This is a genomic window from Gluconobacter oxydans DSM 3504 (assembly GCF_000583855.1).
Classification (GTDB): domain Bacteria; phylum Pseudomonadota; class Alphaproteobacteria; order Acetobacterales; family Acetobacteraceae; genus Gluconobacter; species Gluconobacter oxydans.
This window is the reverse complement of sequence record NZ_CP004373.1, coordinates 823,962-845,699: the sequence shown is the minus strand read 5'-3', so window position 1 is coordinate 845,699 and position 21,738 is coordinate 823,962. Positions and strand designations below refer to the sequence as shown.

19 protein-coding genes are annotated in these 21,738 nt (G+C 62.0%); 12 read left to right on the top strand and 7 right to left on the bottom strand.

From position 1 onward, the window contains the following. Nucleotides 1-5: 5 nt before the first annotated feature. The gene (locus GLS_RS03795; RefSeq protein ID WP_011252249.1) at nt 6-248 is read right to left on the bottom strand and encodes a FeoA family protein; all 243 of its coding nucleotides are present in this window, start codon (nt 246-248) and stop codon (nt 6-8) included. A 410-nt stretch (nt 249-658) separates the two neighbouring features. On the opposite strand from GLS_RS03795, the gene GLS_RS03790 reads away from it, so the two are divergent. After that, the gene (locus GLS_RS03790) at nt 659-1,000 is read left to right on the top strand and encodes a metal-sensitive transcriptional regulator (RefSeq protein WP_011252248.1); all 342 of its coding nucleotides are present in this window, start codon (nt 659-661) and stop codon (nt 998-1,000) included. A 13-nt stretch (nt 1,001-1,013) separates the two neighbouring features. Here the strand turns inward: GLS_RS03790 and GLS_RS03785 are convergent, their stop codons facing one another. The 4 genes from GLS_RS03785 to GLS_RS03770 form a co-directional block, all read right to left on the bottom strand. After that, a complete protein-coding gene (locus tag GLS_RS03785) occupies nt 1,014-1,331 on the bottom strand; it encodes a hypothetical protein (protein ID WP_041111274.1) in 318 nt (105 codons plus the stop codon). Between the two features lie 35 nt (nt 1,332-1,366). Continuing rightward, nucleotides 1,367-2,155, bottom strand: a complete 789-nt coding sequence (locus GLS_RS03780; protein ID WP_041111272.1) for a copper resistance protein B — start codon at nt 2,153-2,155, stop codon at nt 1,367-1,369. Next, entirely contained in the window at nt 2,152-3,975 is a 1,824-nt protein-coding gene (locus GLS_RS03775; protein ID WP_041111270.1) for a copper resistance system multicopper oxidase, read from the bottom strand. The genes GLS_RS03780 and GLS_RS03775 overlap by 4 nt, the downstream gene beginning before the upstream one ends. A gap of 87 nt (nt 3,976-4,062) precedes the next feature. Continuing rightward, on the bottom strand, nt 4,063-4,458 hold the full coding sequence (locus GLS_RS03770; RefSeq protein ID WP_041111268.1) for a hypothetical protein: 396 nt from the start codon (nt 4,456-4,458) through the stop codon (nt 4,063-4,065). A gap of 308 nt (nt 4,459-4,766) precedes the next feature. On the opposite strand from GLS_RS03770, the gene GLS_RS03765 reads away from it, so the two are divergent. From GLS_RS03765 to GLS_RS03750, 4 genes are all read left to right on the top strand, one after another. Then, entirely contained in the window at nt 4,767-4,979 is a 213-nt protein-coding gene (locus GLS_RS03765) for a heavy-metal-associated domain-containing protein (RefSeq protein WP_011252243.1), read from the top strand. Nucleotides 4,980-5,130: 151 nt separating this feature from the next. Continuing rightward, a complete protein-coding gene (locus GLS_RS03760; RefSeq protein WP_226986632.1) occupies nt 5,131-7,482 on the top strand; it encodes a TonB-dependent siderophore receptor in 2,352 nt (783 codons plus the stop codon). After that, the gene (locus GLS_RS03755; RefSeq protein WP_041111266.1) at nt 7,469-9,187 is read left to right on the top strand and encodes an ABC transporter ATP-binding protein/permease; all 1,719 of its coding nucleotides are present in this window, start codon (nt 7,469-7,471) and stop codon (nt 9,185-9,187) included. Before GLS_RS03760 ends, GLS_RS03755 begins: the two co-directional genes overlap by 14 nt. 65 nt (nt 9,188-9,252) lie before the next feature. Then, nucleotides 9,253-11,628: a heavy metal translocating P-type ATPase gene (locus GLS_RS03750; protein ID WP_041111264.1), complete on the top strand. Its 2,376-nt coding sequence runs from the start codon at nt 9,253-9,255 to the stop codon at nt 11,626-11,628. Nucleotides 11,629-11,649: 21 nt separating this feature from the next. Here the strand turns inward: GLS_RS03750 and GLS_RS03745 are convergent, their stop codons facing one another. Continuing rightward, nucleotides 11,650-12,318: an RBBP9/YdeN family alpha/beta hydrolase gene (locus GLS_RS03745; RefSeq protein ID WP_041111262.1), complete on the bottom strand. Its 669-nt coding sequence runs from the start codon at nt 12,316-12,318 to the stop codon at nt 11,650-11,652. A gap of 123 nt (nt 12,319-12,441) precedes the next feature. Continuing rightward, entirely contained in the window at nt 12,442-13,437 is a 996-nt protein-coding gene (gene cysK, locus GLS_RS03740; RefSeq protein WP_041111260.1) for a cysteine synthase A, read from the bottom strand. A gap of 322 nt (nt 13,438-13,759) precedes the next feature. Between cysK and GLS_RS03735 the strand changes: the two genes are divergently transcribed. The 7 genes from GLS_RS03735 to xdhB all read left to right on the top strand — a co-directional run bounded on the left by GLS_RS03735 (nt 13,760) and on the right by xdhB (nt 21,736). Continuing rightward, the gene (locus GLS_RS03735; protein ID WP_041111258.1) at nt 13,760-13,957 is read left to right on the top strand and encodes a hypothetical protein; all 198 of its coding nucleotides are present in this window, start codon (nt 13,760-13,762) and stop codon (nt 13,955-13,957) included. Between the two features lie 103 nt (nt 13,958-14,060). After that, on the top strand, nt 14,061-15,011 hold the full coding sequence (locus GLS_RS03730) for an ABC transporter permease (RefSeq protein WP_052327615.1): 951 nt from the start codon (nt 14,061-14,063) through the stop codon (nt 15,009-15,011). Continuing rightward, nucleotides 15,008-15,991: an ABC transporter permease gene (locus GLS_RS03725; RefSeq protein ID WP_041111254.1), complete on the top strand. Its 984-nt coding sequence runs from the start codon at nt 15,008-15,010 to the stop codon at nt 15,989-15,991. The genes GLS_RS03730 and GLS_RS03725 overlap by 4 nt, the downstream gene beginning before the upstream one ends. Next, entirely contained in the window at nt 15,981-16,934 is a 954-nt protein-coding gene (locus GLS_RS03720) for an ABC transporter ATP-binding protein (RefSeq protein ID WP_041111252.1), read from the top strand. The genes GLS_RS03725 and GLS_RS03720 overlap by 11 nt, the downstream gene beginning before the upstream one ends. Then, entirely contained in the window at nt 16,931-17,863 is a 933-nt protein-coding gene (locus GLS_RS03715) for an ABC transporter ATP-binding protein (protein WP_041111250.1), read from the top strand. The genes GLS_RS03720 and GLS_RS03715 overlap by 4 nt, the downstream gene beginning before the upstream one ends. 104 nt (nt 17,864-17,967) lie before the next feature. Further along, nucleotides 17,968-19,428: a xanthine dehydrogenase small subunit gene (xdhA, locus tag GLS_RS03710; RefSeq protein WP_041111248.1), complete on the top strand. Its 1,461-nt coding sequence runs from the start codon at nt 17,968-17,970 to the stop codon at nt 19,426-19,428. Further along, nucleotides 19,421-21,736 carry a xanthine dehydrogenase molybdopterin binding subunit gene (xdhB, locus tag GLS_RS03705; RefSeq protein ID WP_041111246.1) on the top strand — a complete coding sequence of 772 codons (2,316 nt, stop codon included), beginning with the start codon at nt 19,421-19,423 and terminating at the stop codon, nt 21,734-21,736. Before xdhA ends, xdhB begins: the two co-directional genes overlap by 8 nt. Nucleotides 21,737-21,738: the final 2 nt, after the last annotated feature.

The window sequence follows — 21,738 nt, the reverse complement described above, 5'->3', positions numbered from 1 at the left end:
GGAGATCAGGCGGCAGTCCGCAGACCCACGCGGGCGGCTTCGCCCCGGCGCAGGGCAAAGCGCGACGTTCCCAGACGCACGGCGATCGGATCCCTGCCCATCGGCCCGGTCGCGACCACCTGAACAGCCTCGCCGGGGACGAAGCCCAGCTCTTCCAGTCGTGTGGCGATCGGGTCCAGAGGCGCGCGCTGCTCGATCTTCTCGATCACGGCATGAGCGCCCTTGGGCAGTGTATCCAGATACAGCATCAGTTCGGTACCCCGGTAATATGGCGCGGGCTCAGCGGCCCGGACCTTTATCCTAGATAGGCGCATCCTGCCCGTCCGGGAAGAGGAGTGAGAATGATTTGCATCAAGAGTGCTGCAGACTGAACGAAATCGCCGGTTTTATAATAAATTTTATGAAACCCGCCGCCAGGTGGGCAGGGCGCGGCACAAGCAGCCGGAACAACAGGAAAGACCTGACTGTCCGAGGAAGAGGGGGGTATGTTTTTCCTGCCCGGAGACTCGGTTTTTTCCGATCCCGAAACACGAGAGGGTATCGTTGGACTGGAAATTCCGGACGCAGGGGGGCATACACCGGCCAGTGGGCGCCGGATTGGGCGGGCATGAACCCATGATGTTACGTTCGGAATGTCTGGCAGAGGGCGGATCCTGGAATGGCACTATCCCATAAAGAACATGCAGTGGATGTCTGCGAGAGCTGCGCGCCGCTGGACGATGACAGCCGGCGTGTCGAACAGCCCCGCAAGAAGGCCCTAACGAACCGGGTCCGCCGGATCGAGGGGCAGGTTGGCGGTGTTCTCAACATGATCGAGAACGACCGCTACTGCGTCGATATCCTGACCCAGATCTCCGCGATCAAGTCGGCGCTGGATGGGGTGTCCATCCAGATCCTGTCGTCTCACGCCAATGGCTGTGTGCGCCGCGCGGTGCAGGAAGACGGTGGAGAAGACGCGATTGACGAGCTTCTCCAGGTCGTCCGCCGGATGATGCGCTGAGAAGTCTGCGCGCTCAGCGGTCCAGCGTTTCGCCGGGAGCGGGCTGGTTCGACATGCCCATGTCCATTTTCTGACAGGCGGCGAGCTGCTGCTTCATTTTCGGCGTCAGGGTGCTCCGCTGCCGGCTGAGTGTCTGCAGATGCGAGCACAGGACCATCTGCTGATCCATGCTCAGCCCGGCCAGCGGATTCTGGGTGCTGGATGACGGCATGGACATCTTGCCGCCGCTCATGTCCATGTGGCTCATATCCATGCCGGACATCGACGGGTCGGCGGCATACGCCATGCCGGTTGCGAGAAGGACGGTCAGTGCGAGGAAAGTCTTGCGCATGATGATGGGCTTTCGTTGTGATTGAACAGGGATGATCAGAACCAGCTTCGGACGCCGAGGCTGAAGCGGACGGAGCCGGTGTCGTCGTGCTGGTCACGGGCGATCCGGCGGGCCTGGGTGAGATATCCGGAGTAGGTTACGGCCACGTAGGGCGCGAACTTCCGCCAGAGCTCGTATCGCAGGCGCAGACCTGCATCGACATCCGACAGACCGGCGCCAGCCTGACGTCCTGCATCGGATTTCGTGTACAGGTTGAACTCGGCCTGGGGCTGAAGGATCAGGCGGTTGGTCAGCAGGAAGTCGTAAGACCCCTCGATGCGGGCGGCGAAACGCCCGCGATCGCTGACATAGGCCGTGGCCCCGAACTCGAATTCGTACAGCGCCAGACCTTCGATGCCGAACGCACCCCAGGTGCGGGTCGGGCCGTCATCGAGATCCATGCGCACGCCGCCCTGAAGGTTCCAATAGGGCGAGATCGCACGCGTATAGAGCAGTTCGTGGTCGCCATCGCTCAGGCGGCCTTTTTCGAGCGTGCCTTCTGATTTCAGCCAGATCTTGTTGTAATCGCCGCCGAACCAGGCTTCGCCATCCCAGCGGAAATCGGTGCCTCCGGGCGCATAACGGCCTTCAAGCTGGTTGAAGATGCCATGCAGCCAGGTGCCCTGATCCATCGAGGGTTTGATGTTGCCGATATAGACGACGGGGGTCGCCTCCGGCGCATCGGCGGCATGATAGACCGGCTGATCGGCACGGGCCGTGCCGGACAGGACGAGGGGGGACAGGGCCGCGAGGGCCAGAAGCGCAAGGGAAAGGGCGTGTTTCATGCCACGATCACCGTGCGGAACATGCCCAGATCCATGTGATACATCAGGTGGCAGTGATACGCCCACATGCCGGGGGTATCGGCCGTCACGAGATAACTCAGCTTCGAGCCTGGCTGGGAAATGATGGTGTGCTTGTAGGGGCGGTAATCGCCCTGACCGTTTTCCAGCTCACTCCACAGACCATGCAGATGGATCGGATGTTCCATCATGGTGTCGTTGATGAGCGTGAAACGCACGCGTTCGCCGAGTTTGAGACGGATCGGGCCGGATTCCGAGAACTTCCGGCCGTTCATGCCCCAGATATAGCGTTCCATGTTACCGGTCAGGTGCAGGATGATTTCCCGCGTCGGCGGCCGCAGATCCGCTCCGGGGCGCGTGGCGCGGAGCTGCTTATAGTTCAGGACGCGGCGGCCGTTGTTTTCCAGCCCGTCGCCGGGGCTGCCAGTCCGGTCGATCGGCATCATGGCGCGCATCTGGTTTTCGACATTGATGGGCGGGGGGCCGGGATCGTCCACTTCCATCTTCGGCATGGCCATGTGGCTCATATCCATGCCGTCCATTTTCATGCCCTTCATGTCCATGCCGTGCATGTCCATTCCGGCCATGTCGCCATCCATCTTCATGCCGGACATACCGCCCGACATGTCCATATCCTTCATGCTTTCGCCGGGCTTCATGTTCCCCATGCCCATATCGACCATGGTGCGGACGGGGCGTGGGTCCATCGGGGGCAGGGGGGCAATCATGCCCTCGCGCGGGGCCAGTGTGCCGCGTGCGTAGCCGGTCCGGTCTTCGCTCTGGGCGAAAATGGCATAGGCGCGCTCGTCCTTGGGCTGGACGATCACGTCATAGGTCTCCGCCACGCCGATGCGGAACTCATCCACGGGAACAGGCTCGATATCGTTGCCATCAGCCTGCACGACCAGCATTTCGAGGCCCGGAATCCGGACGTCGAAGAACGTCATGGTCGAGCCGTTGATGAAGCGTAGGCGCACTTTTTCGCCGGGCCTGAAAAGGCCGCTCCAGTTCATGTCCGGGGCATGGCCGTTCAGCGTGTAGGTGTAAATGGCGCCCGAGACGTCTGCGATGTCGGTCGCGGCCATGCGCATTTTCGACCAGGCCAGACGGTCCGCGAGCGCGGCACCTGCACTTCCGGCCTCACGGGCTTCCTTGGGGAAGGAGGCTGCCGTGCGCTGGCGGAAGACGTAATAATCGTCCTGCATCTTGAGGTTGCTGACGATGTCATCGGGCATGACATCCGTCCACTCGCCCAAAAAGATCACGTAATCGCGGTCACAGGCATTCGGGTCCGGGCGGCGCGGGTCGATGACGAGTGCGCCATACAGGCCCATGGCTTCCTGCATCCCGGAATGGCTGTGATACCAGTAGGTGCCGCTCTGATGGAGCTTGAAGCGATAGGTGAAGGTCTCGCCCGGTGCGATCCCGCCGAAGCTCATGCCCGGCACGCCGTCCATGTTCGAGGGCGTGCGGATGCCATGCCAGTGGATCGAGGTGGGCTCGTTCAGCGTGTTGGTGACGTTGATGCTGACGGTATCGCCCTGTTTCCAGCGCAGGATCGGACCTGGCACCGTGCCGCCAGCGGTCGGTGCGTGCATGGTTTTGCCATCGAGCGAGATGCGCGTGTGGCCGATCTTCAGATCCCACCGGTCGGACGGCATGGGGGGTATGATGCCGGAAGAGGCCTTGGACGAGAATGCGTGCGAGGTGCGGGGCAGGGCAGCCAGAAGGCCGCCTGCGCCAAGACCCGTTACGAAACGTCGTCGTGTCAGGCCGCCCCGGATGCGGGACGGAAAGGTCATGCTGAGAAATCCGCGAAAATGACAGAGGATCAGGCCCTGTCTGTCCTTTGAGGGCAGAAGGACGGGTCCACGCCTGTCAGGCGTGTGTCAGATTGCGCGGAGTTTCGGCGGGGGGGAGGCGGGGATCCAGTCGGTGCCGTTGAAACGGTCGTGCCGTCCGGACGCAAAGGCCCGTGCGACGAGACTGACGGGACCGGAAGGCTGGATGGACGCCACGGTCAGCATGGGTTCGGTCGAGACCGCATGCGTATGGCAGCAGCCTTCGGAAGACTGCTGGGGATGGGGGATGGCATGGAAGGCTGACGTGCTGCAGCAGTCCGTGCTGTCGGGCTTCTGGTGATGGGCCATGTGCGGCATCGCCATGGCCATGTGATGGGGCGCTTCGGTCCGGGCCTGCGCGGTGGACGTGCCAAGCAGCAGCCCGACCTGCATCAGCAGGCAGGCCAGCAGGCCGATCCAGATCCGGGCATGTGTCCTGACCATCAGAAGTCCCCGCAGGAGGGTAAGAAACAGAGCGATCCATCGTTCGAATCTGATGCGATCCTATACCCGCAGGGGGGATGGGGAAAGATTATTTTTCGGGACGCAGAAAAAATGACTTGTCGAATCTGTTTCGGGGGCAATATGAAAATTGCATACCCCAGTACGGTATATAAAACGTAATAAAATAGTGGAACGCGGAATATTGCTAGAATCGTTTTATCGTGAATAGTTGTATATACCCTACCCCCACACCGTATGCTGGTATGCCGTTACAGGGGTGTGGCTCTCTATCTGAAGGATTTCGTGACATGACAGAAACAGCGCACATGACGGTCGAGGGAATGTCCTGCAATGGCTGCTCCGGCAAGCTCCAGCGCGCCCTTGAGGCCGTGAACGGTGTAAAGGCCGTCGATATCGTGCTCGATGGCGGAAAGGTCACGGTGTCCTATGACCCGGCCCAGGTTTCGGCCGCCGCTTTCAGGGACGTTGTCGAAGACACGGGATTTGACGTCGTTTCCTAAGGCGCGACACGCCTCCTCCTGAAAAGATGGTGCGGCCAGGTCTGCCAGATTCGGAACAGGAGCGTTTCATTACCGGTTCCATGCCACGCGACGTCCCTTTTGGAACGCAGGATGTTGCATGGCGCCGGCATGTCTCTCTAGGACAGACACTATGACACAGCATGGCACTTCAGTTCGTCGTCGGCTCAGCCTTTCTGCCATTTCTCACAATGCCCTGATCTGGGGCAGCCTGATGGCAGGCGTCTGCCCTGCGGCCATGGCCGATACGGTCGAGGCGCGGACGAAAACCCACCCGTCCGTCTGCCATGCCACACACAGGACGCTGCACCCGGTTCGCTGCACTCCGCATCATGCCGCTGCTCCGGCTCAGCAGTCTGCGAAAGCGCCTGTCGCCACTCCCGTAGCCGCCGCTTCCGCCACGGCTGTCGCGCAGTCTTCTGCTGATGTGGACGGGACAGAGGCGGAAAACATCCAGGTTCTGGGCACCAACCACACCTATACGGCGCCCGCTGTCGAAGCCTGGGGCAAAAGCCCCGTGGCGCTCAAGGACGTGCCGCAGTCCGTTTCGGTCATCACGCAGCAGCGCATGGAAGATTCCAACATGCTGACGATGGCGGACGCCATGCGCCAGATCAACGGAATCCGCGTTCTGCCAGGCTCGACGGCCAATTCGAATTACTATTCCCGTGGCTATCAGCTCACGACATCCGTGGACGGCACGCCCGATGCGTCCGGCACGCTGAACAACGCGGCTTTTGACCTGTCCATGTATGACCGCGTTGAAGTTCTGCGCGGATCGTCGGGTCTGTTGCAGGGCGGCGGTGGCGCCGGTGGTGTCGTTAATGAAGTCACGAAGAAGCCGGGACGGGATTTCGCGGTCGATGGTTCCGCCATGGTCGGCAGCTTCAACAATTATCGTGCCGATGTGGACATGACCATTCCGCTGAACCGGTCGAAGACGCTTCGCTTTAGGACCGCCGATCTGTTCCAGGATAATGATTTTTTCTACAAATACTCCCATTCGCGCAAATGGCAGGCCTATGGCGCGCTGGAATGGGACGTCACGCCGACCACCACGTTCCTCGTCTCCCATGCGGCCCAGCAGCAGGACATCACGGCGCCGTATTACGGTCTGCCGGTCACGACGGCGAAGACGCTGTGGTATGGCGGACGCGATGCCAATCCGAGCCAGGACTGGGGGTATAGCAACTACATGACGCAGCAGACGATTGCGTCCATCACCCAGAAGCTCTGGGGCGACTGGACGGCGACCGCGCGCGCCACGTTCTATGACCAGAATTACAACACACTGTATAACGAGCCCTGGACGACGATCGACGCTAAAACCGGTCTGCTCCAGTATCAGGATATCGGCGTGGTCGGCATGCGGGGCAAGAACACGTCGCGCTCGGCGGATGTGTATGCCCAGGGCAGTTTCCGTCTTCTGAACCGCACGCATCATGCGCTGTTCGGCTTCAACTACAATTCCTACGAACAGCTGACGCAGTATGCGAACGTCAACTGCGATGCCATCTATAACAATGTCAGCATCAACAACACGGGTGTCGTGAAGGCGCCGGCTGCGAACTGCATCGACTACAAGCAGAACGATGATGGTTACGGCACGGACGACTACGCCTATCAGTGGGGCTTTTACGGACAGCTCCGTCTTGAAGTGATCCGTCATCTTTCGCTGATCCTCGGCGGCCGCGTGTCGCGGTTCTACGAGAAGCTCCAGTATGTCTCTCCCGGGCCGAAGAGCGAATGGACGACCACCTCGGACATTCGTGGCCAGCTCACCCCGTATCTGGGCACGGTCTATCAGATCACGCCGAACATCTCGTGGTATGCCAGCTATTCCAGCATCTTCACGCCTTCGGTCGGTCGGCAGACCTATCGCGGGGGCGGGCTGAAGCCGCAGGAAGGCAATCAGGTCGAGACCGGTTTCAAAGCGGAATATTTTCATGGCCGCCTGAACATCTCTTCCGCGCTGTTCCGGATGGAGAGCGTGAACCAGCCGGTTCAGGATCCGGATCACTCGCAGTTCTACATGACCACGGGGCCGATCCGGCGCCAGGGCTGGGAAGCGCAGATCGATGGCGAGATCCTGCCGGGGCTCGATGTCTCGATTGGCTATACCTATCTGGATACGAAAGTCTCGAACTCGAAGGTCAGCGATTTCGGCGGCGTCTATTCCCCGCACCACATGTTCAAGTCCTGGGTGCATTACAACGTGCCGAGCGGACGCCTGAAAGGGCTCAATTTCGGCGCGGGCATCGATGCCAACAGCAATCTGCGCGGTAGTTATGCAACGACGGTTCAGGGCGGCTACATGACGCTGGACAGCATGATCGGCTACAAGATCAACAAACATCTGAAGCTGCAGCTCAACGCGACAAACCTGACCAACCGCTATTATTATGAGCGCGCCAGCGGTGTCTGGCAGTTCAACTTCCCCGCCGCTCCCCGCAGTTTCATGGCCACACTTCGTGCAAACTACTGACGAAACGACCCCGCCACATTCGCTTTCGGACTGGAAAGTTCTTTTTCCCTACTGGAAATCCGAAGAGAAGTGGTGGGCCTGGTCCCTTCTGGGAGGGACCATCGGACTGTCCGTGCTTTACGTACAGTCCGCCGTCTGGTTCGGGGCCTGGTATCACCGGTTTTTCGATGCGTTTTTTGCCGGTCAGGTCGCGCACTGTCTCGGAATGCTGCCGCTTTACCTGCTGGTGACGGTCGGCTCTGTTGCGGTGCATGTGACGCAGACCTATCTGACGCAGGTTCTGTCCATGCGCTGGCGTCTGTGGAACACGCGCGTCTATCTGCGGCAGTACCTGTCGGAAGAGGCGTATTATCGCCTCGAACACGGGCCGAACCGGGCGGATAATCCCGATCAGCGTATCGCGGATGACCTGTCGCAGATGACGGTCCAGACGCTCAAGCTCGGTCTGGATGCGATTGATGCCGTGACCACGCTGTTCTCTTTCGCGGTGGTTCTGTGGAACATCGGGGGGGTATTGTCCTTCGACTGGCATGGCCATCATTTTCACATCCCCGGCTATCTTTTTCTGGGTGCGGTCATCACGACCCTGACGGCTTCGGGGATTCTGGAGCGGTTCGGCTCGCCTCTGATTGGTGCGAATTACCGGCAGCAGCATTTCGACGCGGATCTGCGTGCGGGGCTGATGGATATCCGGCGCAATTCCGAACAGATCGCCTTTTATGGCGGCGAGGAGGCCGAGCATCTGCGTCTGTCCGGCTATCTGGCGCATATCGCCACCAACTGGCGTAGCGTCGTGCGTTACACCTGGCGGGTCAATTTCATTGGCGAAATCTATACCGGAATCGCAACGGTACCGCTGTGGCTGATGCTGGCGCCGAAAGCCATGGCCCATGCTCTGACCTTCGGTCTCTATTCGCAGATCAATTCGGCCTACACGCAGGTCCGGATCAGTCTGGAATGGTTCATTTTCAATTATGCGGATCTGGCGACGCTGCGTTCGGTGCTCCAGCGTCTGGGTGAGTTCGAGCGGACGGTCGGCCAGCAGCCCGGGACAGGGATTGAACGTTTCGCCTCGGAAATCCCTTCGGTGCAGATCCGCGACCTCACGCTCTGCCTTCCGGATACGAAACCGATTGCCCGGATCGGTAACCTGACGCTGGAAAGCGGTGAGCGCTGGCTGGTCCGCGGGCCATCAGGTTCGGGAAAAAGCACGTTCCTGCGCGCGCTGGCCGGATTGTGGCGTCACGGGAGCGGGGCAGTGTCCTTCAACATGCGTCAGGCCATGTTCCTGCCCCAGCGCAGCTATGTGCCGTCCGGAACCCTCCGTCAGGCCCTGAGCTATCCCGCAACGCCCGACCGTTATGAAACACCGTCCTGCCAGCAGGCTCTGGAGGCCGTGAATCTGGCGGGATACGGCCATCGGCTGGACGAAGTCGCGGACTGGGGGGACGTGTTGTCTCCCGGAGAGCAGCAGCGTCTGGCCGTGGCGAGAGCGCTCCTGTTCCGGCCGGCGATCCTGTTTCTGGACGAGGCGACATCCGCCCTGGACGAAGGCAATGAGCGCCGCCTTTACGAGGCCCTTCTTTCCGCGCTGCCAGGCACCACCTTCATCAGTGTGGCGCATCGCGATGCGCTGTGCCGCTTCCACGATCACGAGATTGTTCTTGGCGATGGAAATGCCGTCTTTTCCGTGCTTGAAAAATAGGGTGGTGGGGTATATTTCTCACGAACCCTTTGCAGAATCCTCCTAGCCGACAGGACCCTTTCCAGATGTCAGAAACGATCAGTTTCCCCGTCGGTGGCATGACCTGCGCCGCCTGTGCCGCGCGGATTGAAAAAGTCCTCAACCGTCAGGACGGTGTGAAGGCGACCGTGAACTTCGCGTCCGAACGCGCGCAGGTTGCTTTTGAAAACGCCTCATCCTCCGTTGAAAGCGTCGTAGCGGCCGTGCGTCGTGCGGGCTTCTCCGTGGACGAGCAGAGCCTGGACCTGTCGCTGTCGGGCATGACCTGCGCGGCCTGTGCGGCCCGGATTGAAAAGATCCTGAACCGCCAGCCTTCCGTACAGGCCAGCGTGAACTTCGCGGCCGAACGGGCGCATATCAATTACATCCCCGGCGTGGTCGAACCGGCGTTCCTGATCGGAAAGATCGAAAAGGCCGGTTTCGGCGCAGCTAGGCTGGACGAGGGGACGCGCGAGGACCCCAAAGCGAAGCGGGCCGCCATCTGGAAGCGTGAGCGCAACCGCTTCATCCTGACGCTTATCCTGTCCCTGCCGCTCTTTGCCGAGATGATCGGCATGTTCTTCGGCCGCATGATCGTGCCGGTTCCGGTGCAGTTCCTGTTCGCCACGATCGTGCAGTTCGTCTGTGGGGCGCATCTGTATCGCAGGGCCTGGAATGCCGTGCGTGGCGGCTCGGCCAACATGGATGTGCTGGTCGTGCTGGGAACGTCCATTGCCTGGCTGTTCAGTGCGGTTGTCGTGGTGTTCGGACTGCACCAGCATGTCTATTTTGAAGCCAGCGCGTCCATCATCACGCTGATTTCGCTCGGCAAGCTCATGGAGACGCGCGCCAAGAACAAGACCAGCGCGGGGATCGAGAGCCTGCTGCAGCTTCAGCCGCAGATCGCGCATGTCGAGCGTGATGGAGTGATCGTGGACCGCGCGGTTGCGGACATGCATGTCGGGGATATTTTCGTCGTGCGTCCGGGCGAGAGCGTGCCGGTGGATGGCGAGATCATCGAGGGGTCTTCCGAAATCAACGAATCCATGCTGACGGGTGAGAGCGTTCCGGTTCTCAAGGAAGTTGGCAACGAGGTCTTTGGCGGGACGATGAATGCCAATGGCGCGCTGCGTGTCCGGGCAACCGGCGTGGGTGCGGATACGGCCCTGGCGCGGATCGTGAAGATGGTCGAGCAGGCGCAGGGGTCGAAGGCCAATGTGCAGCGTCTGGCCGATAAGGTTTCGGGCATTTTCGTGCCTGCAGTCATCGGGATCGCCGTCCTGACCTTCCTGATCGGCTGGGCCGTGACCGGCTCCGCGACATGGAGTCTCGTCTCGGCCGTGTCCGTTCTGGTGATTGCCTGCCCGTGTTCGCTGGGTCTGGCGACGCCGACGGCCATCATGGTCGGGACGGGGCGTGGTGCGCAGTCCGGCATCCTGTTCCGCAATGCCGATGCGCTGGAGCGGGCCGAGAAGCTCAAGACCATCATCGTCGACAAGACCGGCACGCTGACGCAGGGGCGTCCCACGGTTGCCGCCGTTCATCCGGCGGTGGGTGTTCCGGTTGATACGCTTCTGGGCGTTGCGCATGCCCTGGAGCATAATTCCGAGCATCCGCTGGCCCGCGCCATCGTGGATTATGCCGAAAGCCACGGCGGGAATGCTCCTGCCGCAGTGGAGGACTTTCAGGCGGTTCCGGGCAAGGGCGTCATCGCGCAGTGCGGAGGGCAGGAAGCGCGTCTGGGCTCGCCGGCCTTCATGCAGGCGAGTGGTCTGGATCTGTCTGCGCTGCCGGTTGCGGCGCTGGAAAGCGAGGGCAATACCGTCATTGCTGTGGCGCAGGGCGGTCAGGTTCTGGGGATTATCGCGCTGGCGGATGAACTGCGGGCCGATGCCGTGGCGACCGTGAAGGCTCTGAAGGCCCGGGGCATCCGGGTCGTGATGCTGACGGGCGATAACGAACGCGCAGCCTCGGTTGTGGCGCGACAGGTTGGCGTGGACGACTATCTCGCCGGTGTGCTGCCCGAGCACAAGGCGGATGGTGTTGCGAAATACCGGGCGCAGGGCGGTCTGGTTGGTATGGTGGGCGACGGCATCAATGATGCGCCGGCCCTGGCGGCTGCCGATGTCGGGTTCGCCATCGGCGCAGGCTCTGCCGTCGCTCTCGATACGGCCGATGTCGTGCTGATGAAGAGCGAGATGACGGGCGTTCTGGATGCGATTTCGCTGTCCAACGCCACCCTGTCCAAGATCCGGCAGAACCTGTTCTTTGCATTCATCTACAACATTCTGGGCCTGCCGCTGGCGGCTTTCGGAATGCTGAATCCGATCGTGGCGGGCGCTGCCATGGCCATGAGTTCCGTCTCGGTGGTCAGCAACTCCCTGCTGCTTAACCGCTGGAAACCGATCTCCGGCAAGTCCTGAGGCAGATGCTTCCGGGTGCAGTCACTGTACCCGGAACGGAAGTTTTCTGCGGGCGAAATCGAGCATGGCGGTTGCACCATGCTCCCACAGGCCCAGCGGTTCGCTGCTGCCGATATGGCCGACCGCGCCCGCTTCCAGAAAATCCGACTGCCACTGACCGGCGAGTTCCCGCGCACGCGGCAGGGACAGCCAGGCGTCATTGCTGCTGGCCATGATCGCGGTGGGGACCGGCAGGGGCATGTGGGGAAGCGGCCCAAAAGCACGGATGCGTTCGACTTCCGGATGTGCTGTCTGGTCGATATCCGCAGGCGCCACCAGAAACGCCCCGGCCACCTTCTGGCCACCATGACGGCTCAGCCAGTTCGCGCTCAGCACGGCGCCGAGACTGTGGGCGATCAGGAAAACCGGATGGGACGAGGCTTCTACCGCAGCGGTGAGCGTTGCTTCCCAGTCTGCGGGTGTAGGTGTTTCCCAGTCCGTCTGGTGGAGACGTTTCAAGCCATAAGCCTGTTCCCAGTGGGACTGCCAGTGATCCGGACCCGAACCGAAGAGGCCAGGGACCAGCAGTAGTTCGACCTGCTGGCCGAGGCGCTGGAAGGCGCCGGCGATCTGCTGGCGGCCCGTATCAGGCAGGCCATGCGTGGCCCAGGCGGGATCGAAGGATGTCGGACGGCCGGAAAACAGGTTCATGACGTTATCTCCTCTCAGCCGTCCCGACTCTTCTTCAGGAGAGCGGAACAGGACTTCGAGTTAATAACGAACACAAACGACCATTAAATAAAACAACTTTTGTTTATAGTCGTTTATTGATGCTCAGGCCAGCCCATCGAAGAGCTGTGTGGAGAGGTAGCGTTCCGCGAAAGATGGGACGATGGCCACGATCGTCTTGCCACGGCTGGAGGGCTTGCGGGCCAGTTCCATTCCCGCAAACAGCGCGGCTCCCGAGGAAATCCCGATGGGAATGCCTTCAACGGCCGCACACAGGCGTGCGGTCGCCACCGCTTCCTGTTCGGAGACCTCGAACACACCATCCAGCGCCTTGAGATCCAGCGTATCGGGCTCGAAACCCGGGCCGATGCCCTGAATGCCATGCGGTCCGGGCTCATCGCCATGCAGGACGGCACTTTCGCGCGGTTCCACACCATAGACCTTGATGGATTTGCGATGTTTCTTGAGCCCGTGGGCAATGCCGGACGCCGTACCACCCGTGCCCAGACCGGCCACGACCATATCGACCTTGCCTGCTGTGTCTTCCCAGATTTCCCGGGCTGTCGTGGCTTCATGGACTGCCGGATTGGCGTCGTTTTCGAACTGGCTCGGCATCCAGGCGTCGGGCAAGGTGCGGTTAAGCTGCTCGGCGCGTTCGATGGCGCCAGCCATGCCACGGGATGCAGGGGTCAGTTCCGTGTCCGCGCCCATCAGGCGCAGCATCTTGCGGCGCTCGGTCGAGGCGTTTTCCGGCATGGTGACGATCAGCCGGTATCCCAGCGCCACCGCCGCGAAAGCAAGCGAAATTCCGGTATTGCCCGAGGTCGGTTCGATCAGGACCGTGCGGCCCGGCGTAATCAGGCCGCGCGCTTCAGCATCGCGCAGCATGGCCACGCCGATCCGGTCCTTGACGGAGCCGAGCGGGTTGAAAAATTCCAGTTTGAGGAGCAGCCGCCCGTTGAGATGCTCACGCTGGGTCAGGTGTGGTAGCGCGACCAGCGGTGTGCCTCCCACCGTCTCCAGAAAGGAGTTGAAAACGCGGCCCCGGGGGGCGGCATAACCTTCGAACGGGGCGGGGGACAGCGGAACCTTCTTGCTCATGGCCTCACTTAACACGGGAAATGGGGGAAAGGGCAGACGGTAAATGATGATTTCAGTTACAACGAAACAATAACGTTATTATTGGCGCGTCGTCGATATCACATCATGTTCATGCGTTATATGTTGACGGCACGCTGCACGCCGTCGTATCTGACAGCCTCCAGTGGCATCCACAGCAACGGGATCAGTCGGTCAATGATGTGTCGAATGTGTAGCTCGCAGCGCAAACGCTGCTCCGCTTCAGGTCCGGAGACAGTCGTCTCCGGCGTGTCATAACGCCCGACAACTGGACTGTCGGGCTCTTTCTTCAGGGTCCGGCATCATGCTTGGTTCAACAGTCATCGAAATCAACGGCGTCTTCCTCGGCGCGGCCATTCTGGTCAGCACGAGCGGCACAAGGCGCTTTTATGCCGCGCATGACAGCGTGCGCGCGCTCCATAACGAACTCCTTCCCGATCTGGGCGCGCTTCAGCAGCGCATTCGCCTGCATGTGCGTAAACCCGGCCGCCAGATGGTCTGATTGACGAAGAGCCTCTTCTGTCCGGACGTATTCGTGCTGTAGAACGAAAAAAGATCACGAACCGGAACGGAATGGAGCAGGCGTGGAAGGAAGTTATCGGCGGATTATCCGCGCTGTTTTGACGCGCCGTGACGGCGCCTTCGCGGCCCTGCTTCTGGCTTCCATCATCCTCGCCTGCCTGTCTGCCCCGCTTTATGCGGCGCTCAACGGAATTGATCCGTTCTCCTCCGACATCGCAGGCACGACGATCCGGAACGAGCAGCGCGTTGATCTGATGCAGCCCAATGACAATCCGCTGCATCTGGGGCTCAGTCCGATCGGGCCGGACTGGCGTCCGGGGCCGTATGCGCTCGGGGCGGACTCGCAGGGGCGGGATGTGGCGGCGCGCGTCCTGTATGGTGGCCGCAATTCCCTGCTGATTGCGGCGGCGTCCGCGACGTTCTGCCTGTGTCTGGCGGCCTGTATCGGGATTTGTGCGGGGTATTTCGGCGGTTGGATTGATCTGATTCTGTCGCGTATTCTCGATATGCTCTGGGCGATCCCGGTCTATCTGTTTGCGATTTCGCTATCCGTCGTCACGGTAGGGCATGGCATCCGTCTTGGGCCTGTGACGATCGGGGCGGATAATCTGCTGATCCCGATCGGGATTATTGCGCTGGTCTATGTGCCCTATGCGGCGCGGCCGTTGCGGGCACGGGCGCTAAGCCTGTCGCAGGCGGGGTTCGTCATGGCGGCGCGGGGGATGGGGGCGTCTGATCTGCGCATCCTGTGGCGGGAAATCCTGCCGGGGCTGACGCCGACTATGGCCGTTCTGGCACCGCTTGTGATGGCGCTGTGTATGCTGGCGGAATCTGCACTGTCCTTCCTCTCGCTCGGTGTGCAGGCTCCGGCGGCGTCCTGGGGGACGATCATTCAGGACGGGGAAGGGCTGCTTTATACGCGGCCCATGGTGGCCATCGTGCCGGGGCTGGCGATCGTACTGACCGTGCTGGCGCTCAATGTTCTGGGCAATGCGCTGCGGGACCAGCTTGATCCGAAAGGAGCAGGCCGATGATCCGCAGTCTTGTCTCCCGGACCGGGCAGATGCTGCTGGTCATTTTCGGAATTTCGGTTCTGGTGTTCTGCATTTTCTTTGCGACACCGGGCGCGGACCCGACGGCGCGGATTGCAGGGCGTGGGGCCAGTCCGCAGGTCGTGGAACGTATCCGCGCGGAATATGGGTTCGATCGTCCGCTGCCCGTTCAGTATGTGAAGATGATGGAAAAGCTGTTCGTCAGCCGGGATCTGACGTCCTTCGTCAATCACGGGCAGCGGGTCGTACCAGAAGTGTTGCAGGCGGCCCCCGTGACGCTCTCGCTGGTGCTGTGGGCAGCGTTTTTCTGGGTCAGCGGGTCGCTGGTGTTCGGAATTGCGTCCGCTGTGCTGCGCGACAGTTGGGTGGACCGGCTGCTGATGGTTCTGGGGCTGATCGGCCTGTCCATGCCGGTGTTCTGGCTGGGCGAAGTCGTCAATCTTGTCACACAGAGCCGTTGGCATGACACGTTTCTGTTCCGCTGGGTGCCACCGCTGGGATATGTGCCGTTTTCGCAGAGTCCGTGGGGGTGGGCAAAGGCGCTGTTCCTGCCGTCCCTGACGCTCGCAGTGTGTTTCATCGGTCTGTATGCGCGGGTTTTGCGCTCCGAACTGCTGACCGCCATGGGCGAAGACGCCATCCGCACGGCGCGTGCCAAAGGGGCTGGGCCGGTGCGCGTGTGGCTGTGGCATGGTCTGCGGCTGTCCTGGCTGAGTTATATTTCGCTGTTCGGATTGGATTTCGCCCAGCTTCTGGGGGGCGGCGCGCTTCTGACGGAAGTCGTGTTCGCCATGCCGGGGGTGGGGCGGCTGACCTATCAGGCGCTGGCGACGCTCGACCTGCCACTCATCATGGCGACGGTTATGTATGCCGCCGTTTTCGTCGTCATCGCCAATGCGCTGGTGGACGGGCTCTATGCCCTGCTGGACCCGCGGATCATGGAGGGACGGCATGGGCGCTGACGTTCTTTTAAAGCTGCATCACCTGCATCTGGAACTGCCGAACGGGACGGCGCTGCTCGAAGATGTGTCCCTGACCGTGCGGCGCGGCGATGCACTGGGCGTGGTGGGGGAATCCGGGTCGGGGAAGAGCCTGACGGCCATGAGCGTGATGGGGCTGTTGCCGGGTCTTAAGGCGTCAGGCTCCATCCGTTTTGAGGGCCGCGAACTGCTCGGGATGAAGGATCGGGAGTGGCGGCGTCTGCGCGGTGCGGGCATGGCCATGATCTTTCAGGACCCGATGACGGCGTTCCTGCCAGTGCGCTCTATTGGGGCGCAGATTGATGAGCAGATCCGCCTGCATGAGCGGGTCAGCCGCCGTGAGGCCCGCGCGCGGACCGTGGCTCTGCTGGGGCGGATGGGTGTTCCCGATCCGGAAGCGGCGGCGAAACGTTATCCGCACCAGCTTTCTGGCGGTCTGCGCCAGCGCGCCATGATCGCGATGGCGCTGTCCTGTGATCCGGCGCTTCTGATCGCGGATGAACCGACCACGGCGCTCGATGTCACGGTGCAGGCGCAGATCCTGACGCTGCTGTGCGAAATCCGCGACAGCGGGGCGGGTGTCATGCTGATTACGCACGATATGGGCGTCGTGGCGCAGACCTGCACGCATGTGGCGGTCGTCTATTCCGGGCTTGTGGTGGAGCAGGGGCCTGTTGCAGCGGTTATGGCGCGGCCGCTGCATCCCTATACGCAGGCCCTGCTGGAGGCGATCCCGCCGCTGGATGGTCCGAGGCCGGAGGCGCTGCCGACCATTCCGGGGCGTCCGCCAGCTCCGGATGCGCGGCCGGAGGGCTGTGTTTTCGCGCCCCGCTGCCGGTACGTGCGGCCGGATTGTGCCGTGCGTCCGGCGTTGCGTGAACCGGAAGAAGGGCGGCGCGTGGCCTGCGTGCTGTACGACGCATGAGCATCCTGCTTGAAGCAAAAAACCTCAGTAAACACTATCGCCTGTCGCATGGGCAGACTTTGCGGGCCGTGAGCGATGTGTCGCTGGTCGTGCATCGCGGGGAGGCTCTGGCACTGGTCGGGGAGTCCGGCTGTGGCAAGTCCACGCTGGGCCGGACGCTGATCGGACTGGGAGCGCCGAGTTCGGGCGACGTGTTCTTTGAGGGTGAGCGGATTTCCGGCCTGTCGGACCGGGCTTTACGCCGCTGGCGGCCGCGGATGCAGATGGTGTTTCAGGACTCGTCCTCGACGTTCAATCCGCGCCGCACCATCGGCGATACGCTGGCGGAACCGATGCGGATCCATGGACGCACCGGCATTGCGGAGCGGATCGGGGCGCTGCTGGAGCAGGTTGGCCTGTCGTCGTCCGTTCTGTCCCGGTATCCGCATGAGTTCTCGGGGGGGCAGCGGCAGCGTCTGAACATTGCCCGGGCCCTGATGCTGGGGCCGGATCTTCTGGTGGCGGATGAGCCGACGTCAGCACTCGATGTGTCTGTGCAGGCGCAGATCGTGAATCTGTTGCGGGATCTGCGCAATTCGCTGGGTGTGGCGTGTGTGTTCATCTCCCATGATCTGGCGGTCGTGCGGCAGATGGCGGACCGGATTGCCGTCATGTATCTGGGGCGGATCGTGGAGGAAGGGGACGTGCTGGCGGTTCTGGAAGCGCCGGCCCATCCCTATACGCGGGCGTTGCTGGATGCGGTGCCTCGGCCGGACCGGCCGTTGCCGCCGCCGCTCAAAGGCGATGTCCCGAGCCCGATCCATCCGCCGCAGGGCTGTACGTTTCACACGCGCTGTCCGCTGGCCCAGCCGCGCTGCTCGCAGGAACGCCCGGAATTACACAGGATCGCGGAAGGGCGCAGGGTCGCCTGTCATTATCCGCTGCTCTAAAAAAGGCAACGGTTTGTTCAGATCTTGGATATAGACGGCAACACCTGCCGTGGGGCACAGAAGGCTGCACGCCTCCTTGTCTTCCTTGCCCGAGATCCCGCCCGATGCGCCAGACCATCCGTTTTTATCTGGGGGAAGACCTCTGCACGCTCAGGGATGTGTCCCCGACGTTGACGCTGCTGGACTGGCTGCGCGAGCGCGGCCGGACCGGCACCAAGGAGGGCTGCAATGAAGGCGATTGCGGGGCCTGTACGGTGTTGGTCGTCCGGCTTGAGGACGGGCGGCTGAACTGGCGGGCGGCCAATGCCTGCATCCAGTTCGTCAGCATGCTGGACGGTGCACAAATCTACACGATCGAGGATCTCGGCACGCCGGATACGCCGCATCCCGTGCAGAGTGCCATGGTCGAGCAGCATGGCTCGCAATGCGGGTTCTGTACGCCGGGTTTCGTCATGTCGATGGCCGCCTATCGCAAGACCGAAGGCGCCTCGGCGGACGATCAGGCCATTGATGACGCACTGGCTGGCAATCTGTGCCGCTGCACCGGCTATGCGCCTATCGTGCGCGCCATGAAACAGGCGATGGCGGCCGGACCGGACCGTTTTGACGCGCAGGTGGAGGCCATTGCCGAACGTCTGACGGCGTTGCAGGACGGCGAGAGCGTGCGGCTTGAAGGGTCTGAAGGCACGCTCAGCATTCCGGCGTCTGTGGACGATCTGGCGGAGATCCTGCTGGCCGATCCGGATGCAACCATTGTTGCGGGCGCCACGGATGTAGGGCTGTGGGTGACGAAGGGGATGCGGCGCCTGAAGCATGTCGTGCCGATCGGGCGCGTTCCGGAACTGCGCAGCCTGACCAGAACGCCGGAGGGACTGCGGATCGGGGCTGCGGTGACGTATCAGGAGGCGCGCCCTGCCATTGCGGAACTGCTACCGGATGCGGGGGAAATGATCCGCCGTCTGGGCTCCACGCAGGTGCGGAATAGTGCGACCGTCTGCGGGAATATCGCAAATGGTTCCCCGATTGGGGACGGGCCGCCGATGTTCATTGCGGCCAATGCAACGCTGCATCTGCGACGCGGGGCAGAGCGTCGTTCCATCGCGCTGGAAGACTATTTCATCGCTTACGGAAAGCAGGATCGGCAGCCTGGCGAGTTCGTGGAAGCGCTGACCATTCCTGTTCCCGTGGCGGGTGCGCAGTTCCGCGCTTACAAGATTTCTAAGCGCTTCGATCAGGATATTTCCGCCGTTCTGGGCGCTTTCATGATCGAAACGGATGATCAGGACCGGATTACCTCAGCCCGACTGGCCTATGGCGGCATGGCAGCCACGCCCAAGCGGGCGTCGGGCGCGGAAGCGGCATTACTCGGACGGGTCTGGGACGAGAACGCGCTTGAGGCGGCACGGGCGGCGGTTCTGGAAGATTTCGCGCCGCTGACCGATATGCGGGCGAGTGCCTGGTACCGGCAGACTGTGGCCGCCAATCTGCTGACACGGTTCTTTGAAGAAACGACGGGCACTGAACAGGCGCGTCTCGCCCGGACGGGAGGGCTGGCGCATGTCTGATCTCGTTCCGGGGGCGGCTTCGACCAGCATGAAGCATGAAAGCGCGCTGCTGCATGTCACGGGGCGGGCGACCTATATTGACGACATGCCCGAACCGCGCGGCACGCTGCATCTCGTTCCGGGACTGAGCACGAAGGCCCATGCGCGGATCGTGTCAATGGATCTGGGTGCCGTGCGCGCCGCGCCGGGTGTCGTGTGTGTGCTGACGGCGGAGGATGTGCCGGGCGAGAACCAGATCAGCCCGGTTCATCGGGAAGACGAGCCGCTTCTGGCGACGGATCATGTCCATTTCTGGGGGCAGGTGATGTTCGCCGTGGTGGCGACGTCGCGGCAGGCAGCGCGGCAGGCCGTGGGTCTGGCGAAGATTGAATACGAGGAAAAGCCTGCAATCCTGAACATCGCGCAGGCGCGGGAGAATGGCAGCCCGATGGTCTGGCGCTCCCTGACCATGCAGCGCGGCGATGTGGAGCGTGGCCTGAAGGCCGCGCCACGCCGTCTGTCGGGGCAGATCGAGATCGGCGGGCAGGAGCATTTTTATCTGGAAGGGCAGGCCGCGCTCGCTCAGCCCGGAGAGGCCGGGGAAATGCGGATCTGGTCGTCCACGCAGCATCCGTCCGAGACGCAGCATCTGGTCGCTTCCGTGCTCGGGCGGCCGCATCATCTGGTCACGACGGAAGTGCGGCGTATGGGCGGCGCGTTCGGTGGCAAGGAGACGCAGGCCAATGCCTGGGCCTGTCTGGTCGCCATCGCTGCTGACCGGACGGGACAGGCCGTCAAGGCGCGTCTGGACCGTGATGACGACATGATGGTCACGGGAAAGCGGCATGACTTCCTGATCGATTACGACGTCGGCTTTACCGATGAGGGCGATATTCTCGCCGTGGACATGGTGCTGGCCGCGCGGTGTGGCTGGGCGGCGGATCTGTCCGGCCCTGTGACAGACCGGGCGCTCTTTCACGCTGATAACGCCTATTTCTATCCCGATGTGCGGCTGAAATCCGAGCCGTTGCGGACGAACACGCAATCCAATACGGCTTATCGCGGTTTTGGTGGACCGCAGGGCATTGTCGCGGCCGAGCGGGTGATCGAGGAAGTTGCGTTTGCAACCGGTCTTGATCCTGTAACGGTCCGATTGCGCAATGTTTACGGAACGGGGACGCGCAATCTCACGCCGTATCACATGACGGTCGAGGACTCGATTACGGCTGAGATCATCACCAAGCTGGTCGATCGCTGTGATTATCAGGCGCGCAAGGCGGAGATCCGGGCATTCAATCGTAACAGTCGCATCATCCGTCGCGGCATTGCACTGACGCCGGTGAAGTTCGGCATTTCCTTCACGGCCACGCATTACAATCAGGCCGGTGCGCTGGTGCATGTCTATACGGACGGCTCGGTTCAGGTGAACCATGGCGGGACGGAAATGGGGCAGGGGCTGCACACCAAGATGGTGCAGATCGTCCTGCGCGAATTCGGCCTGACGGCGGATCGCGTCCGTATCACCGCCACGACGACCGGGAAGGTTCCGAACACGTCCGCCACCGCGGCGTCATCGGGAGCGGATCTGAACGGCATGGCGGTGCTGGATGCGGTGCGCAAGATCAAGGGCCGGATGATCACGTTCGCCGCTGAGAAATGGGGCGTGGCGCCCGAAGATATCCATTTTCGGCCTGATGGCGTGCATGTCGGTGCGGAGGTCATGACTTTCCAGCAACTCGCCTGGCAGGCCTATTTTGCGCGGGTGTCGCTGTCCTCGAACGGATTTTACAAGACGCCGAAGATTTCCTGGAATCCTGAGACCGGGCGCGGGCGTCCGTTCTTCTATTTCGCCTATGGCGCGGCCTGTGCGGAAGTATCGGTCGATCTGCTGACGGGCGAGTACAGCATTGACCGTGTGGATATCCTTCATGACGCCGGGCAGTCCCTGAACCCGGACATTGATATCGGGCAGATCGAAGGCGGGTTCGTGCAGGGGGCGGGCTGGCTGACGACGGAAGAACTGGTCTGGGATGGCGGCGGCCGTCTGCGGACCCATGCGCCCAGTACCTACAAGATCCCGGCCTGTTCCGACCGGCCGCGGATTTTCAATGTGGAGCTGCTGGAAAACGCGCCGAACCGGGAGGAGACGATTTTCCGTTCCAAGGCCGTGGGGGAGCCGCCTTTTGTGCATGGGGTCGCGGTTCTGCAGGCCATATCGGACGCGATTGCCAGTCTGGACAACTACCGGACCTGTCCCAAACTCGATGCCCCGGCGACGCCTGAGCGGGTGCTGAAGACCCTCATGGCGCTGCAAGAGCGCGTAGGCTGACC

Coding starts and splice junctions, on each gene's coding strand:
- GLS_RS03795 (WP_011252249.1), bottom strand. CDS start 248: ATGCTGTATCTGGATACACTGCCCAAGGGCGCTCATGCCGTGATCGAG.
- GLS_RS03790 (WP_011252248.1), top strand. CDS start 659: ATGGCACTATCCCATAAAGAACATGCAGTGGATGTCTGCGAGAGCTGC.
- GLS_RS03785 (WP_041111274.1), bottom strand. CDS start 1,331: ATGCGCAAGACTTTCCTCGCACTGACCGTCCTTCTCGCAACCGGCATG.
- GLS_RS03780 (WP_041111272.1), bottom strand. CDS start 2,155: ATGAAACACGCCCTTTCCCTTGCGCTTCTGGCCCTCGCGGCCCTGTCC.
- GLS_RS03775 (WP_041111270.1), bottom strand. CDS start 3,975: ATGACCTTTCCGTCCCGCATCCGGGGCGGCCTGACACGACGACGTTTC.
- GLS_RS03770 (WP_041111268.1), bottom strand. CDS start 4,458: ATGGTCAGGACACATGCCCGGATCTGGATCGGCCTGCTGGCCTGCCTG.
- GLS_RS03765 (WP_011252243.1), top strand. CDS start 4,767: ATGACAGAAACAGCGCACATGACGGTCGAGGGAATGTCCTGCAATGGC.
- GLS_RS03760 (WP_226986632.1), top strand. CDS start 5,131: ATGACACAGCATGGCACTTCAGTTCGTCGTCGGCTCAGCCTTTCTGCC.
- GLS_RS03750 (WP_041111264.1), top strand. CDS start 9,253: ATGTCAGAAACGATCAGTTTCCCCGTCGGTGGCATGACCTGCGCCGCC.
- GLS_RS03745 (WP_041111262.1), bottom strand. CDS start 12,318: ATGAACCTGTTTTCCGGCCGTCCGACATCCTTCGATCCCGCCTGGGCC.
- cysK (WP_041111260.1), bottom strand. CDS start 13,437: ATGAGCAAGAAGGTTCCGCTGTCCCCCGCCCCGTTCGAAGGTTATGCC.
- GLS_RS03735 (WP_041111258.1), top strand. CDS start 13,760: ATGCTTGGTTCAACAGTCATCGAAATCAACGGCGTCTTCCTCGGCGCG.
- GLS_RS03725 (WP_041111254.1), top strand. CDS start 15,008: ATGATCCGCAGTCTTGTCTCCCGGACCGGGCAGATGCTGCTGGTCATT.
- GLS_RS03720 (WP_041111252.1), top strand. CDS start 15,981: ATGGGCGCTGACGTTCTTTTAAAGCTGCATCACCTGCATCTGGAACTG.
- GLS_RS03715 (WP_041111250.1), top strand. CDS start 16,931: ATGAGCATCCTGCTTGAAGCAAAAAACCTCAGTAAACACTATCGCCTG.
- xdhA (WP_041111248.1), top strand. CDS start 17,968: ATGCGCCAGACCATCCGTTTTTATCTGGGGGAAGACCTCTGCACGCTC.
- xdhB (WP_041111246.1), top strand. CDS start 19,421: ATGTCTGATCTCGTTCCGGGGGCGGCTTCGACCAGCATGAAGCATGAA.